The 18,078-nt window shown below is 64.3% G+C and carries 10 protein-coding genes and 1 pseudogene; 4 read left to right on the top strand and 7 right to left on the bottom strand.

Annotated elements, in window-relative coordinates; translation table 11 throughout:
* Positions 1 to 121 precede the first annotated feature (121 nt).
* A complete protein-coding gene (locus ACGTNG_RS02500; RefSeq protein WP_394575284.1) occupies positions 122 to 601 on the top strand; it encodes a MerR family transcriptional regulator in 480 nt (159 codons plus the stop codon).
* A gap of 14 nt (positions 602 to 615) precedes the next feature.
* Here the strand turns inward: ACGTNG_RS02500 and ACGTNG_RS02495 are convergent, their stop codons facing one another.
* The 3 genes from ACGTNG_RS02495 to ACGTNG_RS02485 form a co-directional block, all read right to left on the bottom strand.
* Positions 616 to 1,611: an ion transporter gene (locus ACGTNG_RS02495; RefSeq protein ID WP_394575283.1), complete on the bottom strand. Its 996-nt coding sequence runs from the start codon at positions 1,609 to 1,611 to the stop codon at positions 616 to 618.
* Positions 1,612 to 1,786: 175 nt separating this feature from the next.
* Complete coding sequence (locus ACGTNG_RS02490) at positions 1,787 to 2,410, bottom strand: hypothetical protein (RefSeq protein WP_394575282.1); 624 nt, start codon at positions 2,408 to 2,410, stop codon at positions 1,787 to 1,789.
* A gap of 255 nt (positions 2,411 to 2,665) precedes the next feature.
* A complete protein-coding gene (locus ACGTNG_RS02485) occupies positions 2,666 to 3,322 on the bottom strand; it encodes a 5'-methylthioadenosine/S-adenosylhomocysteine nucleosidase (protein WP_394575281.1) in 657 nt (218 codons plus the stop codon).
* 210 nt (positions 3,323 to 3,532) lie between these two features.
* On the opposite strand from ACGTNG_RS02485, the gene ACGTNG_RS02480 reads away from it, so the two are divergent.
* On the top strand, positions 3,533 to 3,802 hold the full coding sequence (locus ACGTNG_RS02480; protein ID WP_394575280.1) for a hypothetical protein: 270 nt from the start codon (positions 3,533 to 3,535) through the stop codon (positions 3,800 to 3,802).
* A 138-nt stretch (positions 3,803 to 3,940) separates the two neighbouring features.
* Positions 3,941 to 6,955: a P-loop domain-containing protein gene (locus tag ACGTNG_RS02475; RefSeq protein ID WP_394575279.1), complete on the top strand. Its 3,015-nt coding sequence runs from the start codon at positions 3,941 to 3,943 to the stop codon at positions 6,953 to 6,955.
* A gap of 112 nt (positions 6,956 to 7,067) precedes the next feature.
* Here ACGTNG_RS02475 and ACGTNG_RS02470 read toward each other — a convergent pair.
* Positions 7,068 to 7,256 (bottom strand): annotated as a pseudogene (locus ACGTNG_RS02470) (hypothetical protein); the annotation flags it as partial.
* Positions 7,257 to 7,367: 111 nt separating this feature from the next.
* Here ACGTNG_RS02470 and ACGTNG_RS02465 point away from each other — a divergent pair.
* On the top strand, positions 7,368 to 8,189 hold the full coding sequence (locus ACGTNG_RS02465) for a GNAT family N-acetyltransferase (protein WP_394575278.1): 822 nt from the start codon (positions 7,368 to 7,370) through the stop codon (positions 8,187 to 8,189).
* Positions 8,190 to 8,233: 44 nt separating this feature from the next.
* Here ACGTNG_RS02465 and recD read toward each other — a convergent pair whose 3' ends face one another.
* The 3 genes from recD to recC are packed head-to-tail and all read right to left on the bottom strand — an operon-like array spanning position 8,234 to position 18,020.
* Positions 8,234 to 10,450 (bottom strand): exodeoxyribonuclease V subunit alpha, encoded by a 2,217-nt coding sequence (gene recD / locus ACGTNG_RS02460; protein WP_394575277.1) that lies wholly within the window; start codon positions 10,448 to 10,450, stop codon positions 8,234 to 8,236.
* Positions 10,447 to 14,355, bottom strand: a complete 3,909-nt coding sequence (gene recB / locus ACGTNG_RS02455; protein WP_394575276.1) for an exodeoxyribonuclease V subunit beta — start codon at positions 14,353 to 14,355, stop codon at positions 10,447 to 10,449. The genes recD and recB overlap by 4 nt, the downstream gene beginning before the upstream one ends.
* Positions 14,352 to 18,020: an exodeoxyribonuclease V subunit gamma gene (gene recC / locus ACGTNG_RS02450; RefSeq protein ID WP_394575275.1), complete on the bottom strand. Its 3,669-nt coding sequence runs from the start codon at positions 18,018 to 18,020 to the stop codon at positions 14,352 to 14,354. The genes recB and recC overlap by 4 nt, the downstream gene beginning before the upstream one ends.
* Positions 18,021 to 18,078 lie beyond the last annotated feature (58 nt).

Genomic DNA, 18,078 nt, shown 5'->3' with positions numbered 1-18,078 from the left:
TGGGGTAATGTCTGAAGCATAAACCCTGTAGCAACTACAGGTTCAAGTGACGGTCTGAGGTGGAAGCCCCCCATAAACAGGACCGAGTAAAAAAAGCCTACCCCTGCAGCAAGGAGCCCCCATGACGGAGACGCCCACCCTCGGCATCGGCGCGCTGGCCCGGCGGGCCGGCTGCCAGCCGGAAACCGTGCGCTACTACGAACAGATCGGGCTGTTGCACGCAGCCACGCGCACCGAGGGCGGCCAGCGCCGCTACGGCGAGGAGGCCGTGCGGCGGCTGACCTTCATCCGCCACGCCCGGGACTTCGGCTTCTCGGTGGAGGCGGTGCGCGAGCTGCTGGCGATGTCGGACCGCCCCGACATGTGCTGCGACGAGGTCGACGCCCTCGCCAAGCACCACCTGGAGGAGGTGGAGTCGCGGCTGCAGCGGCTCGCCGCGCTGCGCGACGAGCTCAAGCGGATGATCGGCCAGTGTGCCGGCGGCAAGGTGGAGAGCTGCCGGATCATCGAGGTGCTCAGCGACCACCGGCTGTGCGACAGCGATACCGCCCACGGCGGCGCCCACGACCTCGGAGAGCCGCCCGCCGCCCGGCGCAGCTGAGGGCGCCTGTTGATCTATTGGTAGCGGTGCTGCCAGCCCTTCACCGCGATCTGCTCCTTGAGCAGCTCCAGCATGTCCACCAGCACCTGCTCGGTGATCTGTTCGGTCTCGGGGTCGGTGCGCAGCCAGGCATCGAAGCCGCTCTCGGCCAGGTGCTCCACCAGGGCGGAGAACTCCCTCGACTTGAGGCCCGCCAGGGCCTCGTCGACCAGGCGGCAGGCGAGGTCGGAGAGCGAGGCCTCGAGCCCCCGGGTCAGCTGGCCGCCCAGCGGCAGGCGCGAGAGCCGGCGGACTTCCGGGCTCTCGGCCAGGGTGCGGCCGACCAGCCCGCGCACGTAGCGCAGGGTGTCGGCGCGGTTGTGGTCGTAGGCGTCGCCCGCCATGGCCTCCAGCCGCTGGCTGATCTCGCGGATCAGGGCCTGCTTGCGGGGCCGTACCACCCGCTCCATCAGCGGGGCGGAGAGGCCCTCGCTTGAGCGGATCTCCTGCTGCACGTTGTCGAGCATGCGGATGGCGATGCGGTCGGTGAGCTCCTCCAGCAGGATGTCGTAGTACTTGGCGACCACGCTGAAGAGGTACCAGCGGCGCACGTCGATCAGCCCCATGCGCTGCAGGCGGTGCAGCAGTGAGATGACGCGCAGGATGCGCAGCAGCCGAAAGCCACCCAGCGGGATGCAGCCGAGCACGTCGTACCAGTGCACGAAGGGATAGAAGAACCAGCGGTGGTAGTGGCGCTCGGCGATGGCCACGGCCCAGCCCAGCAGCACGTCGAGCAGGAAGATCGACACGAACGCCAGGTCGATGGCGAGGAAGTTGGCATGGATGTGCCGCTCGTAGGCGGCGTAGAGGCCGGGCGCCACGGCCTCGAAGGCGGCGTTGAGCGGCGGCAGCAGGTAGAGGCTGTCGAACAGCAGCAGGGCCAGGTTCGCGATCACCAGCACGATGATGAGCAGGTCCCACACCAGGTGGATGCGCTCCAGGGCGGGAGAGGTCGTTCGGGTGGCGGGCATGATGGCTCCTCGAACGGTGGACGGTATGTCCTTTCCCCACTCAGCCTAGAGCGTCGAGGCGTTGGTGGCATGACAAGCGCGCTCAGCCTCCTCGCCGCGACGTGGCGGCGTGCCTTGTCAGGGCAGCTGGCATCCTGCGCGAAGCGGCCGGGTTTCAAGGCCCGGCCGCAGGATGTCATGCCTTGTGGTGGCGGCAGGTCACCCCCGGGTTGAACGGCTTGAGGTTGCCGTTGGGGTTGGCGCGAAACCACAGGTGCTGATCGTAGTGGGCCTCGAAGTGGTGGGCCTCCTCGGTGGGCGTGGCCGGGTCATCGACCATATGGTCCCAGCTGCGCCCGGCCAGGACCGGCGGCCCACCGTTGCCCGCGGTTTCCCAGGCCTTACGGAACACCAGGTTCTCGACCCCGACCAGTGCCAGGGAGCCGTCTTCCTGGGGTTCATAGAGCAGGATGGCGGGGTTCATGAAGTCGGTATGGGTGCCGGTGCCGTCGACCCGCGGCGCGGTGACCGTGAGGCCGAGCAGGTCGGGCCGCAAGTAGTGGATGCCCATGGCACCCAGTCCGGCGGGCAAGCCATGGGCCTTCGCCGTCACGCACTCCCCGGAGGGATCCGGCACGTAGCCCTCCGCCAGGGCCGCGTTAACGTCCTCGAAGCGCAGCGTGGCCGCACGCACCGATTCGATCAGTGCTGTTGCCTCGTCGCTTTGGATCGCGTCCTGATCCGGCAGCGAGTGTGCTGCTATCAATGGCGCCGCCGTCAGCCCCGCCACGATCATCCCACCCCACAGGATGGCACGCATGTGATTCTCCTCCCGGCGTTGCCGGGCCAGCCGCATCGGGCAGGGGCCCGCGAGCGTTACCAACCGAGCTCCCATGCGGCCAAGATGAGGTGGCTCGAAACGCGTCGACCAACCTCATCATTATAGTGGAGCCGGCCCCTTGGCGTGCCCTTCGCGGTGCCGCGAAGCGAGGTGGAAGATGTCATACGGGTGCCTGTTGCGAGGGGCATCAGCCTAGGCTGAATCGGACCAGGCAGCGGACCCTTGGGCCTCCCGTCAGCGCTTCACCAGCCCTTGGCCGAGCATTGCATCGAGATGATCGACGGCGGCGGCCAGCTTCTCGTCGATGACGTGCAGGTACTCCGTCCAGTCGTCGATATGGTTCAGCTCCGCCTTGCCGTCGGAGATGCCGCGCAGCACCACCAGCGGCACCGCGAAGCGGGTGCAGGCACGCAGGCCGGCGTAGCTCTCCATGTCCACCATGTCCGCGGCGATGGCGTCATAGGCTGCGCCCGAGACGATATCGGCGCCGGTCGAGAGCGTCGCCTCGCGAATCCCGGGAATGCGCAGCGGCAGGGGCAGGGTGGCCGGCAGGTCGAGGAAGGGCGTGACGCCCGTCGCGAAGCCGAGCGGCGTGGCGTCCATGTCGCGGTAGGCCACCGAGGTCGCCTGGTAGACCTCAGTCTGCTCCAGCGCCCGGCTGCCCGCCGAACCCAGCGACACCACCAGGTCCGGCAGCCGCCCGCACGCCTCGAGCCTCGCCAGCGCCGCGGTGAGCTCCACCGCCGCCTCGACCGGCCCCACGCCGGTCATGAAGGGCGTGAAACGCTGCCTCAATTGCGGGCCGTACTCAGGCTCGGCCGCCATCACGAAGAGGATCGACTGGCCGCCCAACTTCGTCAGCGGCGCCGGTGCGCGTGGTGTCTGGTTCATTTCTATGGTCTTCGGCAGCTTGTGATCGCCACCATCATGGCGGGCATGGGCGCAGGCGCCAAGCTCGCGGAGCCCGATGGAGCCGAGCGCGGCGTGGTCAGGCGAGGTCGGACCTAGACCAATTGACCTAAGAAAAATTGTCCTCAAGCGCTGACAATCTGCCTTTATCGCCCTAAGCTGATGAATCAGCCAATAGCAATGGAACTGCCTATGGCCGATCACACTTCCGAATCCTGCATTCCCCGGCACCCGCATTCCCGGCGGGCGTGTATCCTTGCTGGTGACACCTTGATCGCCGATACCCGCAACGCCATCGAATTGCGCGAGCGTGGTTATTCATCGAGAAAATGTCTCACTCAAGCGGATATGAAATTTTCGAAACTCTCGGTGTTAGCCACTGAGGCCTATTATGCCTTCAAGACCAAAATGCCCCTGCTTATTTTTCTTTATTGTCGAGAACTGTCTACTAGTAAGCGTTGATAATTACGTCAACCTGGAAGGAGTAGTAGAAGAGTTTGGCCAATTTTATAGTAATACTTGAATGAAAGAGGAGTGTGACCTGAGGTGTGAAGTGGCTGCATGTGAGAGAGAGTGAGCTGCAAGTGCAGTGGTAGAAAGATGTTTTACATTGTCGGCTTGGCATGGGTGCCTAGATTGTTAACTAAAGTTAGAGTGGTTTTGCTTATGAAAGAAGAAATATCAAGTCTCTTGGAGAGAGAAGAGTCACCGGTCTTGGAATTTAAAAGGCAGTGGTATTGGGACGATGACACTCCCAGAGAAGATATGGCAGACAAGTGGGGTGAGTTGACCAAAGATTTAATATCTTTAGCTAATGGATATATAAACAATGTTGGGGCTTGTCGTTATTTGATTTTTGGTTTTTCAGAAACCGAGAAAAAGACATACAATGTTGATTTGAGCAGTATAAAGCAGTTAAGAAACTTGTCTAAGTTCAAAAAAGATCTCGTGGAGAGGATGGAGAAGTATACTAGGCCATCATTTTTGGATTTTGAAATTGAAAGTGTTTTTGTTGGCGGTGACTCTTTGCTGGTTTTTGAAATCCCTTGCCCTATTCACCTAATAGAGCTGAGGCGTGAGCTAAAGACGAAGACTCGCCCCCTTGATGAAGGTGCTGTTTTAGTTAGAAAAGGGCAAAGATCAGATGAGGTTAGAACAGCTACTCCCGATGAAATTGAAAAACTCAAGCTAGAGTTTTCTAGTTATGGAGAATCTTCTCTATACAAGAAAATGAATGAAAGTTATGAGCCGCCAGCATCTGAAAAAACAATCGAAAAGACAGTTCAATTGTTTATGGATAAAAATTCCAGTTTCTCTCTGGCAGAAAACTATCCAGTTAAAGAGAAAAACTGGAAAGAAAGTGTTGTCTTTGAAGTTTATCGTTTGGAAGACGGGTTTTCTGGGATGAGAGAATTTATTTATGTTCATGACTACTCTAATCAAGGGAGGACACTGGTTGAAATAAAAAGAAGAAGGTTGGTGTGTGATCTAAGTGCTTCAATTATTTTGATAGACCGACCAAAGTTGAAAGATGTAGAGCGTCGAAAGGCCAATATTAAAAGAGTATTTGGTTCCAATTATGTGTTCTTCATAGACGAGTTTGGCTATGAGCACCTATATAAAGACTGCATTCTTCCATACGAGAAGTTTAACCTTCCAGTGTATGTTGATGGTTTGTATGATGAAAAAGACTCTATCGACTTGCCTGCAATTGAAAAGTTGAAAGAGTGGTTTGGTTCCGAGAATGAACCTCTGTTTGTCGTGAGTGGGCATGGTGGCATAGGGAAAACAACTTTAGCAAAGCAATTTTTGGATTTTGTTAATGATGAGAATGGTGATTCTGGGATACTGTTTATAGATTCAAAAGAGATAATTAACGAGCTGTCTAGAAGTTTTAGTATTGAGAATAAAGTTTCAGACGTTTTTGATTTCTATAAGGCGTTAGTGGATGTCGATGAGATAGAGGGTGCAAAATTTGATAAAGAGCTTCTAAAGCTCTCGATAGATAATGGTAGTTTGATTGTTGTGCTCGATGGTATAGATGAGGTCATTGCAAAGTTAGGTGATAAGTTTGACGTTGAAAAGTTCATAACATCCATATTTGATGAATATAATTCCGGTCTGCACAAGACTAAGGTTTTGATCACTTGCCGCGACCATTTTTGGAATGAAGTTGGAAAAAAGGTGCTGTTGCCAGAGATTGTGCTAAAAGCATTTAATAGGAATTTGGCAAATGATTTTTTTGAGCAAAAGCTGAAAGGTGATAAGAAGAAACTGTCTAAAGCGATGGACATGGCTGAGCACCTTGCTATAGAAAGCGATAGCTATGAGACGGCAGAAGATAAAAAGACTTACATCCCATTCCTCTTAGATATGATTGGGTACTTGATCAATTCACAGGGCGCTGAAGCGAGTCTTAGAGAAACTTTTGAAAGTCGGTACCTCATCCCTGATAATCATACAGATCAGTTAGTGGCTCAAGTTTGTCGGCGAGAAATAGTTAAGTTGGATGGGCTGTCTATTGATCAACAAGTTGGTTTGTTTATTAGAATGGCTTCACGGAAGCAAAACGGGATCAGCCTTTATGACATAAAAAGTGAGCTACAAGAAATAGTTTCAGGTTCGGATTTTGATGACTCGCTAATAGAAAAAGTAAAGGGGCATCCTTTGGTTCAGTGCGAAAATAATATGATTTATTTTCGCTATGATGTCTTTGATACTTACTTTAAATCGCTTTTGGTTTATTACTTCTTTAAGCAGCAAGAGGTGAGCTCAATAACTGGTGAGTTGGCTAGAATTGTCAGTGGTTATCTTAAGTACGACACTAGCTTCACAGCTTCTGTGGCAGAAAAGTTGGTGTTAGATGATGAGCTTGTGATTTTCTGTATAGATGCGATAGAGTCAATAAATAGCATTCGTGGCGTTAATCGTGAAATGTTTGTTTCTGCCATCGTTTCGCTGCTATTAACACTTTTGCAGAAAGGTAGTGAAAAGCAATCAAATATTCAGTCTAGAACGGAGTTGCTAGAAAAGCTATTTGGAGAAAATGAAAGTTTAGTGGGCGTTTGCTTGGTGGATATCTTCGGGGATACGGCTTCTAAGCCAACGTTTGATCTCAGAGGTAGAGTTTTAAAAAAATGTGTTTTTAATAATTACGAATATTTCTGGGAGTGCAGTTTTGATGAGAATACAATATTTCATGCTTCCTTGTTTAAAGATATAGATCCGAGATCTGGGGTGAATTATAAGATTCCGGAAAATCTTTTCTCTAGCAGTTGTGATGTTACCTTGATACAGCACCTTCTCACTGAAAAGCAAGAGGAGTTTGAAAGTGCAAGAGATGTGGTGAAGGCAGACTTGGAAAGGGTTTTTAAGCTTTTTTATCAGAGAGGTAATTTTTACCCGAGGAAGCAAGAGGAGGTCAGGAAAAAGCTTTCAGCAGTTAAGCTTTTGCAAAAGCTTTTGGATAAAGGAGTGGTGAGGAACTATAAGGATCCAAAAAAGCCTAAAATGAAGCAATACAGAATCAGTGAGGAGTACAAGTCTGTGGTGGATTATATAGAGCAAGGTAGTCCATCAAGTGAGTTTCAGAGTTTGATTGAGGAGTTGACGTAAGCGTGGGGAAGATTCAGTGAAGCTTCTTCGATTTTGAAGGCGTGCGGCAGGCTAGATTTTAGCTGCGGGCAGCCTCCTAAGATATTGGTGTTAATAAGAAGCATTTTTTATTTCAGCTCCCCAGTCCACTCACCCGCATCACTCGTCTCTGCGCTGCGTCCATCAGGTGGCCGCGGCCGGTTTCCACCAGCGTCAGCCAGTGGCGTGCGCGGTTGATGCCGGTGTAGACCAGCTCCTAGGTTAGGATGGGGTTCGGCGCGTCGGGCAGCACCAGGGTGGCGTGGGTGAACTCCGAGGCCTGTCATTGTGTGAGGCAGGCGAGGGTGCTCCCCGAGGTGGGGTCTAAGCTATCAGGGCGTCTTCATGACTGGCAGAGCCGCCAATGAACAGTAATTGCTACAGGATCAGGGTAATGAGTCGCGAAGAGGTGGATCTCGCGATCGAATGGGCCGCGAAGGAAGGCTGGAACCCGGGGCTCCACGATGCCGACTGCTATTTTGCCGCCGACCCAAAGGGTTTCCTCATCGGCCTGCTGGGCGACGAGCCCATCGCCACCATCTCGGTGATCAAATACGACGACGCCTTCGGGTTTCTCGGCTTCTATATCGTCAAGCCGGAATACCGGGGACAAGGCTATGGGCTTCAACTATGGAAGGCCGGGATTGACTATCTTCACGGCCTCAATATCGGGCTCGATGGTGTCGTCGACCAGCAGGAAAACTACCGGAAGTCCGGTTTCACGCTGGCCTATCGAAACATCCGCTACGAGGGAAGGGGGGGCGGCAAGGCTCCCCAGCAGGCGGGGATCGTCGATCTATCGACACTGTCTTTCGAGACCCTTGCCGCCTATGACCGGCCCTTTTTCCCTGCCGACAGGGCAGCATTCACCCGCGCCTGGATCAGCCAGCCCGATGGTCATGCGCTTGGCGTGATGCAGGATGACAGGCTGGCTGGCTATGGGGTCATCCGGCCATGCCGCAACGGGTACAAGGTCGGCCCGCTGTTGGCGGACAGCCCGGCATTGGCCGAGTCGCTTCTGCTCGCCTTGAAGGCCCACACGACGCCATCGGACCCGGTTTTCCTCGATGTGCCAGCCATCAACCCGGCGGCGGTGGCATTGGCCGAGCAGCATGGCATGAGGGTGTCGTTCGAAACCGCCCGAATGTACCGGGGGGAGAGGCCCGACCTGCCGTTGGCTCGCCTCTTTGGTGTGGCGTCTTTTGAAATCGGATGAGCGCCTTGGCGCGGCTCGCCACCTTCCTTGAGTAAGAAGGACTTTCAGTCCCCCAAGCCACTCACTCGCATCACTCTTCTCTGCGCCGCGTCCATCAACTGGCCGCGGCCGGTTTCCACCAGCGTCAGCCAGTGGCGGGCGCGGGTGATGCCGGTGTAGACCAGCTCCCGGGTGAGGATGGGGTTCGGCGCGTCGGGCAGCACCAGGGCGGCGTGGGTGAACTCCGAGCCCTGGGACTTGTGCACCGTCATCGCGAACACCGTCTCCACCGCCTGCAGGCGCGAGGGCAGCACCCACTTGATGCGATCGGTGCCGTCGCCGGCGGGGAAGGCCACCCGCAGCAGCCGCCGGCTGCCGTCGCCAAGAGCATTGTTCGGGCGCTGTGAAGAGAGTGCAGAGCCTGGGCGCGGCATGTCCAGGGTGATGCCGATATCGCCGTTCATCAGCCCCAGGCCGTAGTCGTTCTTCGTCACCAGCACCGGGCGGCCGGGGTACCAGCGCTGGCGGCCGTCCTGGCTGTCGATCAGCCTTTCCCGTTCCAGCGCCTGGCGCACCCGCTCGTTCAGGCCCTCCACGCCCCAGGGGCCGCGGCGCAGCGCGCACAGCAGCTGGAAGTGGCCGTGGGCCGCCAGCACCTCTCTTGCCCAGTCATCGAAGGCCTCCTGATCCGCCTCGTCGGCCGGGCGCTGCTCGGCCATCACGCTGAGGAAGTGGCGATAGCCCACCGGCGGCGCGTCGGCCGTTTTGGCACTGGGAAAGCGCTCGGGGCAGCCGGTCACGGCCAGGCGGGCCAGGCCGCGCTCGTCGTCGGCGGATAGCTTGTGGTGCGAGAGGTCCGCGAAGCCTGCGGTGAGCGCCGTGGTAATGGCGCGGCGCTTGGCGGCGGGCTCGGCCTCCAGGTTGATCGCCGCGGCCAGCTGGCCGATGCCGCTGTCGGCGGTGAAGCGGTGGCTGACGCGCAGCATGGCGATGGCCTGGTCGAGGGGCTGGCCGTCGGCGTCCAGCGTCTCCGCGGGCAGCGGCTGACCGGTGGCCTCACCCAGCCACTCGGCGGTGGCCGGGGTGTAGTGGCCGCCCTCGGCCCGGGCGCACAGGTCGCCGAGCACCGAGCCCGCCTCCACCGAGGCGAGCTGGTCCTTGTCGCCGAGCAGCACCAGCCGCGCCCGGGGCGGCAGCGCCTCGAGCATCGCGGCCATCATGCCCACGTCCACCATCGAGGCCTCGTCCACCACCAGCACGTCCAGCGGCAGCGGGTTGTGGCGGTCGTGGCGAAAGCGGCGGGTCTCGGGCCGCGAGCCGAGCAGCCGGTGCAGCGTCGAGACCTCCTTGGGGATCACCCCGCGCAGCCGCTCGGGATCGTCGGCCAGGCCGTCGAGATCGAGCTTCGCCACCTGGCCGGCGATGGATTCGTTGAGCCGGGCGGCGGCCTTGCCGGTGGGGGCGGCGAGGCGGATGCGCAGGGCGTGCTCTCCTTCACTCTCGCCTTCCCCCTGGCCTCCACCAAGAGCCAGCGCCTGGAGCAGGGCGAGCAGGCGCACCACGGTGGTGGTCTTGCCGGTGCCGGGGCCGCCGGTGATCACCGCGAAGCGCGAGCGGCCGGCCAGGGCGCAGGCGGCCTTCTGCCAGTCGATGGCCGCGGTCCGGGGGGCGCCATTCTGAGCTGCGGTCGCCTTCGGTTTGGGAAAAAGCGCGTCGAGGATCGGGCGCAGGCGGGCCGCGTCCGGGGTCTCGTCGTCGCGCTTGGTATCGCCGAGCCGCTCATTGATCCGGCTGTGGATATCCTGCTCGTGCTGCCAGTAGCGGCGCAGGTAGAGCCGGGGGCGGGCGGCGGTGCCGGCGAGCACCAGCGGGGTGCTGCCGGGCCCATCGGCGACGAGCTCGGGCTGGGCCAGCGCCGCGCGCCAGGTGTCGAGATCGAGCGCGGCCATCACCCGGCTGGGCAGCGGCGGCGGGTCCTCCAGGCTGTCGCCCTCCGGCGGCAGCGAGAGCGCGAGGTCCGGGGTGGCGAGCGTCTGGGCCAGGTCCAGGCAGACGTGGCCGCGGCCGAGCTGGTGGCTGGCCAGGGCGGCCGCCAGCAGCAGCAGGGGTGAGGCCTCACTTACCCCGTTTACCGCCTCTGCCTCGCGATGCAGGAAGGCGGCGAAGGCGCGGTCCAGCGAGCGCAGCCAGCCGCGCGCTACCCAGCGATCGAGCAGCGCGAACAGCGCCGCGTGATCGGCCAGCGCCCGTTCGGGGGCGAAGTCCTGGGTATCCGGGGTCATGGGCTGGCCTCCTCGGCGGCGCGGAACAGGGCATCGAGCTCGCGGATCAACTCGCTCGGCGGGCGTTCGGCGTGCACGCCGCGGGAGGGCGCGCGGGTGCCGCGCAGGAAGACGTAGAGGGCCCCGCCCAGGTGGCGCTCGATGTCGTAGTCCGGCAGCCGGGCCTCGAGCAGCCGGTGCAGGGCCAGCAGGTAGAGGCAGTACTGCACGTCGTAGCGCTTCTCGAGCACGGCCTCACCCATCGCCGCCTCGGTGTAGGCGGCATCGTCCGCGCCCAGGTGGTTGGACTTCCAGTCGAGCACGTAGAAGCGCCCCTCATGCTCCACCACCAGGTCGATGAAGCCCTTGAGCATGCCGTTGAGGGTATCGGGCTCGAGTGCCGGCCGCGGCCGCCCGCCGAGTGTGTGAGCGCTTACAAGGGCGTCCAGCCGGCGGGTGTTCACCTTGTGGGCGGCGAACCAGAACTCCAGCTCCACGCGATAGCCTTCCAGGGCGTCGAGGCGCAGCGGCGCGGCCTCGCCATCGCCCGTATCCGGTACCGGCAGCGGCGTGGTCAGCAGCTCCGGCAGCCACTGTTCGAGGGCGGCGATCTGGCCCTCCCAGCCGCGGCGGTTGGCGCGCCGGGCCAGGGTATCGGCGCGCAGGTCGGCATCGCCGGCCACCCGGGCGAAGCCCTCCTCGCCGGCCCACTCCAGCAGGCCGTGCAGGAAGGTGCCCGCCGAGGGGCCGCGGGGGAAGCGGTGAAGCGAGCCCTCGCTCACCGTGGCGGCCGCCGCGTCGAAGGGCTCGTCGATCACCTCCATCGCCGTGGCTTCATCGGCGGTGGTGGGCTCGGGCTGGACGGCGGATTCGGCTTCCTCCTCCGGGGTGGCGCCGGTGCGCAGCGCCGAGTAGCTGGCGATCCACCAGTGCTCGCGGATCGTCCGGCTGGGCTCGCGGGCATGGCCGAGCGGCGTGTCGTCGCTGGCGAGTTCGACCGGCGTGGCCTCGGCCTCGGGGGCGTCGATCACCGCCACCCGACCTCTCTCCTGCCCCTCCGCGTCTGCCAGCGCCTCGAGGGCCGGGCGCAGGGTCTCGGGCGAAAGTTCCTCGCCGCCCTTGAGCAGGTGGCCGACGGCGCTGCGCTCCATCGAATCCAGCGGCGCCAGGCCGAGCCAGGTGGCGTGGCGGGCGCGGGTCAGGGCGACGTAGAGCTTGCGCAGGTCTTCCCCCAGGCGCTCGCGGTCGGCGCGGGCGAGGATGGCCTCGTCGGCGGACAGCGTCAGGCGAAGGTGGCCGTCGTCGTCGTGCCAGCGCAGCGACAGGTCGCCCTGCTTCACCGGGCGGAAGGCGGCGATAAAGGGCAGGAACACCAGCGGGTACTCCAGGCCCTTGGACTTGTGGATGGTCACCACCTGCACCAGGTCGGCGTCGCTCTCCAGGCGCAGCCGGTGGGTGTCGGACTGCGCCTGGGGATGCGCGCGGGACTCGGCGAGAAAGCGCAGCAGGGCGTGCTCGCCGTCGATCTCGGCGCTGGCCTCCTGCAGCAGCTCGCCGAGGTGCAGGAGGTCGGTGAGCCGTCGCTCGCCCTCGGGCACGGCCAAGAGCCGCCCGGGCACCGCGAAGTCGGCCAGCAGCCGGTGCAGCATGGGCAGCACGCCGCGGCGCTGCCACTGGCGGTGGTAGTCGCGGAACTGCATCACCCGCGCCTCCCAGGCCAGCTCGTCCTGCTGGGGGCCGCCGTTCAGGGCGTCGAGTTCGGAAAGCGAGAGCCCCAGGCTCGGCGTGGCGAGCGCGGCGCGCAGGCAGCGCTCGTCGTCCGGCGCGGCGCAGGCGGCGAGCCACCCCTCCAGCTCGGCGGCGGCCTCGGTCTCGAACACGCCCTCCTTGTCGGAGAGGTAGACGCTGCGGATGCCGCGGGCGAGCAGGGCGGCTCTAATGGCGCGGGCCTCGCCGGCGTTGTTGACCAGCACGGCGAGATCCGACGGCGCCAGGGGGCGCAGTTCGCCATCCTTGGTAAAGCCCGTCTGCCCGGCCTGACCCTCGCGCAGGAGTGCGGCCATCTCGGTGGCGCAGCGTCCGGCGAGCTCAGCCAGGTAGGCGCCCTTGGCGAGCGTCTCGTCGGCGGCCAGGTGCCAGAGGGTCAGCGCCGGCTGGGCGGCGCCGTGGCGGGTGAGGGCGTCCTTGCGGCCGTTGGCGTCGACGGGGGCAAACGGCACCGGATTGTCGTCCCCGCGGCGGAACAGGAAGGCGCCGGACTCGCTCCGTTCGGCGTGTTCGAACACGCGGTTGACCGCCTCGACCATGGGTTCGGCGGAGCGGAAGTTGGTGCCGAGCGTGACGTGGCGGCCGGCCGTATCGCGCCGGGCCTGGAGGTAGGTGTGGATATCGGCGCCGCGGAAGGCGTAGATCGCCTGCTTGGGGTCGCCGATCAGCATTACCGCGCTGTCGTCGCGGTTCTTTTCCAGCTCGTAGACCCGGTCGAAGAGCCGGTACTGCACCGGGTCGGTGTCCTGGAACTCGTCGACCAGCGCCACCGGGAACTGCTCGCGGATGCGTGCGGCGAGCGTCTCGCCGGCCTCGCCCGCGAAGGCGGCGTCGAGCCGGTGCAGCAGGTCGTCGGGACCGAGCTCGGCGCGGCGGCGCTGCACGGTCTCGCGGCGTGAGGCCATCCAGTGCACGGCGTGGGCCAGCAGGTCGGCGAACGGGTCGGGCAGCGCGGCGAGCCGCTCCGGCAACTCTTCCAGCGCCTCCAACGCCGGCAGGTTCGGCACGGGGTCTTCCTTCCAGATCTCGGCGAGGCCCTCGGGCGTCAGGCGCTTCCAGGCGGCGGGGGTGAGATCGGGGCTCGCGAGCTCGGCGTCATGGGCCCAGTCGCGCAGGGCGGCGAGCCAGTTGGCGCGGCTTTTGGCGTTGAGCTTCTGGCCGTTGAACGCCTTGCGCAGGGCGGCGGCCTCGAGCAATGCCTCCAACTCGTCGAGCCAGGCCGGCCAGGGCGCCTTGAGCTCCGCGAGCGCCGCGGCGCGCTGCTCGCGGTAGTTCGCCAGTGCCTCGGCGGGCGGCGGGGCCACGGGCAGGGCGGCGGCGTGGGTGCGCAGTCGGGCGGCGGTGTCGTTCAAGGCGTCCGGCGTGGTCCAGTAGCGGGCGACGATCGCCAGCGCCTCGGGGGCGAGGTCGTAGTAGAAGCTGCGCCAGTAGTCCCGGGCGATCTCCAGATCCATCTCCGACTGGTCCAGCGACATCTCCAGGGCAAACAGGCTGCCGCTGTCGAAGGCGTGCTCGCGCAGCATACGGTGGCACCAGGAGTGGATGGTGGAGACCGCGGCCTCGTCCATCCATTCGGCGGCCAGCCGCAGGCGGCGGGCGCAGGTCGGCCAGCTCTCGCGGGGGTAGCTGTCGCGAAGGGCGAGCAGCGGGTCGGCTCTGGGCGTCTTGTCTTCGGGCGCTGAGTTATCCACTGGTGGTTCGTCGAAGAGGTCCCCAGTCATGGACGGGGCTTTCCTTGGGGCAGACCTTTGCGGAGGCGCTGTGAACCCATCCCTGGGCGCTACCGATGCCGTCCCTGGCATAGGACCTCCGCTACGGTCTGCCCCAGGCGCCCCTTCGAGGCTATCGCCGGGTTCTGTACCCGATTGAAACGCCTCGGCGGCCTCCACCAGCCGGGCGCGGATACGGTCGCGCAGCTCCTGGGTGGCGGCGTTGGTGAAGGTGACTACCAGGATCTCCGGCGGCGTCAGCGGCCGTGGGAAGCTGGCCGCGTCCTCCTTGTTCCGGGGGCCGAGCACCAGGCGCAGGTAGAGCAGGGCGATGGTGAAGGTCTTGCCGGTGCCGGCGCTGGCCTCGATCAGCCGGCTCCCGGTGAGCGGCAGCGCCACCGGGTCGAGGCGCGGCGTCTCGGCTGCGTGCAGGTTTTCCGTCATCGTCATGCCTTGCCTCCCTGGCCCTTGCCGCCTGCCTTTTTATCGCCGCCGCCCTTGGCCTTCACCGCGTCGTGAAGGGGCGCGTAGAGCGCGTTCGTGAGCTCGGTGAAGCGCCGCCCGGCGGCCTCATGGCGAACGAGGCTCTCGAGATCGCGCCACTGGCGGGCGAGGTAGGGATCGCGGTCGCGCTCGCCGGCGGTGTAGTCGTCGCCCTCGAAGACGCGCGCGGCGGCCTTCCAGGCCTTGAGGTCGGCCTCTTCCGCCTTCTCGTCGCTGCCGAAGACCCGGGCCAGGGCGTTCGCGTCGCCGCCCTTCTCGTGCCAGGCGAAGGCGGTGTCCGGGGCCAGCGGCAGCGGGGCGGTCATGCCGGCGCGCCAGGCGCGGGCGATGGCCTCCAGGTGCTTGCGTGCGTCGGCCGCGTCCAGCGGCGCCAGGGTGCCGCCGCCGGCGCGGGAGAGCAGCACCGTGGTCATGGGGCCGAGGGCGAGCTGGCCGGCGAGATGGCCGACCCAGGGGGCGAGCCAGTGCTTCCAGTTATATTTGCCCTTGTTGACCAGGCTGCTGGTCATCAGCACCAGCCGGCAGCGCTCGCCTTCGGCGTTCTCGCGCAGGCCGTCCAGCCAGTCTTCGATCTGCAGCGGGCCGTCTGGGGTGGCGAGCTCGAGCGACACGGAAGCCGGCGTCTCCCAGGCGTGGGGCCAGGCCTGGAGCTTCTCGGCATAGGCCTCGAAGAGGTCGTCCAGGGGCTCGACGAGATGCGCGCGCATCAGCTCGGCGAAGCCGCCCATGGCGAGGCGCCCCTCACGCTCCAGGCGCGCCAGGGTGTCGTGGACGGCGGGGGTGGGCGATGCGCCCTCGTCCACGGCGCGGCGCCCGGCCTCGATCAGCGCCTGCTGGAGCTGCCAGTGGTCGAGGCCGTCCAGGGCGAAGGGCTCGTGGTCGGGGCTCTCCAGCGCCTCGCGCTCGAGGTAGACGCCGAGCCGCGTGGTGAAGAATGCCTTCACCGGGTCCTTGAGGAAGCCGCTGAGCCGCGCCAGCGTCAGCGCCGTGTCGAGCTCGATGGGCGGCAGCTCGCCGTCTTTTACGGCGTCCGGCACGGCCTGGTGTACCGCCCGCCACTCCCGGGCGTAGGTAAACAATCGCTCGTCTTCCGCAAAGCTCTCTACCGCGCCCGACCCCGTGCGGTTTTCTACCGTGCCCGACCCCGCACGGAAGTATTTCCGACTGAACGGCTGCAGCGGATGTTCGGTGGTCAGGGCATCGAGCAACGCCTGGTCGTCGTCTTCGTCTCCTTCCAGGCGCCATCCGGCGGCGAGGTGATCGCGCAGCTGGCCGAGCAGCACCGAGGGCGGGCGCGGCTCGTTGTCGTGGATGCTGCGGCCGACCCAGCTGATCATCAGGCTGTCGCGGGCCGAGAGCATCGCCTCCAGGAACAGGTAGCGGTCGTCCTCGCGGCGCGAGCGGTCGCCGGGGCGGTAGTCGTGGCCCATCAGGTCGATGTCCAGCGGGCGCTGCACCCGGGGGTACTCGCCGTCGTTCATGCCCAAGAGGCAGACGTGACGGAAGGGGATGGCGCGCATCGGCATCAGGGTGGCGACGTTCACCGCGCCGGCCAGGAAGCGCTGGGAGAGGTTGGCCTCGTCGAGCTGGCCGAGCCAGTGCTCGCGCACCACCGAGAGCGGCAGCGCCTCCGTGAGAGCGGCGTCCTCGCTGGTCTCCTGCCACTCCTCCAGCAGCTCCTCCAGGCGGCTCAGGGTGGCGAGGTCGGCCTCGTCCTCGGCGGCGAAGCACGCGGCCATGAGGGCGCGCAGCCGCCGACACCAGGTCGGCACGTCGGCGGGCTCCGAGAGCGCGCGCCACTGGGCCTCGAGCACGTCGAGCAGGTCCATCAGCGGGCCGGCCAGGGCCGCCTCCAGGCCGCCGATATCGCCATAGGGCTCGATGTCGTGCCAGGGGCCGTCGGCGGTGTCGCCGACGGCGTAGCCCAGCAGCAGCCGGCGCAGGCCGAAGGCCCAGGTGTTGGCGGTGAGCCCGCCGGGCAGGTCGAGCCGGGCGCGTTGCTCGGCATCGAGCCCCCAGCGGATGCCGGCGCCCTCGATCCAGCGCCGCAGCACCGGCAGCGCCTCGGCATCGAGGCCGAAGCGCCCCCGCAGGGCCGGGACCTCCAGCAGGTCCAAGAGGTCGCTCACCGTGAGCCGTGACTCCGGCAGATGCAGCAGCGCCTCCAGCGCCACCAGCAGCGGCTGGCGGTGGCGGCTGGTCTGGTCGGAGAGCGTGAAGGGGATGTGGCGCGGGTCGTCCGGCGCCAGGCGGCCGAACACCGCCTGCACGGCGGCCGCGTAGGTGTCGATGTCCGGCACCATCACCAGCACGTCCCGCGGGCGCAGCGTGGGGTCGGCGTCGAAGGCGGCCAGCAGCTGGTCGTGGAGGATCTCCACCTCGCGCAGGGGGCTGTGGGCGACGTGGAAGCGCAGGCTGCGATCGTGTGCCGGGTCGACGGCCGGCCAGGCCTCGCGGGTCTCCTGGGGCGGGCGCAGCTCGAGGATGTCGTCCTGCAATTGTTGCAGCAGCCCCGGGACCTCGGCCTGCTCGAGAGGCGAATCGAAGAGGTCGATACGCATCGCCTCGGCGTCGAACAGCGCCCGGTAGGCGTCCTGGTCGTCGAACTCGTCGAGCAAGCGCAGGTAGTCGCGGCCCTGCTTGCCCCAGGCGGCGAGCAGCGGCTGGGCGTGGAGGTGCAGCTGGGTGTCGTCGAGCTCGAGCGGCATGCCGGGGCGATGGCGCTGGCGCCGGCGGGCGGCCCGCAGCAGATCCTTGTGCTCGATGATGTCAGCCCAGTAGTGGCGGCAGGGGTTGTGCACGCAGAGCAGCACCTGGGTGACCCGGGACACCGCGGCCAGCGCCTCCAGCGTCTGGCGGGGCAGCGAGGAGATGCCGAACACCACCACCCGGCGCGGCAGCCCTGGAGGCCTCGTTTCGGGGGTGAGCTCGCGGCACGCCTCGAGGAAGCGGGTATGCACCCAGGCGCGGCTGGTGGCCAGTCCTTCTTCGCCGATGTCGTCGCGCAGCCGCCGCCACAGCGCCGGCTGCCAGCGCTGGTCCTCGGCGAGCGGCCGTGCCTGGCCACGGGCGTCGATCAGCTCGTCGCGGCCCTCGGCCCAGGCGGCCAGCCAGTCGGCGCGGTAGACCTGGTACTGGTCGAACAGATCCGCCAGGCGCTCGGCCAATTGGTGGCGCTTGCGGCGGTCCTCGTCGTCGGCCAAAAAGCGCGCCAGGGGCGCGAAGATGGCGTCATCCGTGAGCTCCGGCAGCAGGCGCATCAGCCGCCAGACGAGGCGCGGCTTGTCGAGCGGCGAGGCCGGCGGCACGGCGTCGGGGCCGTCCTGCTGGGTGAGCACCGCGCGGTAGGCCTGCCACAGGTAGCGTGCCGGCAGGGTGACGTCCATCGCCGCGGCGATGCCGGCGCCCTGGGGCGGGTCGGCGGCCAGGGCCAGCTTCAGCCACTGGCTGATGCCGTTGCTCTGCACCAGGATCACCTCGTCCTCCAGTGGCCCCAGCGGGTGGTTTCGCAGCCACTCGACCGCCAGGTCGCGCAGCGCCTCCAGGCGGTTGCCGTGGATCACCATGAAGCCGGGGGCGAGCTCGGTTCCCTGGGAGAGACTGAGGGGCATGGCGAATCCTTCGCGGTGGGCGGGCAGGCTGTCATGGTGCCGCAAAACCCCGCCCGTA

The sequence above is a fragment of the Halomonas sp. B23F22_3 genome (assembly GCF_043496965.1).
In the GTDB taxonomy this organism is placed as follows: Bacteria; Pseudomonadota; Gammaproteobacteria; order Pseudomonadales; family Halomonadaceae; genus Halomonas.
Note: the sequence above shows the minus strand (reverse complement) of the source record. Positions and strands in the feature narration are given on the sequence as shown.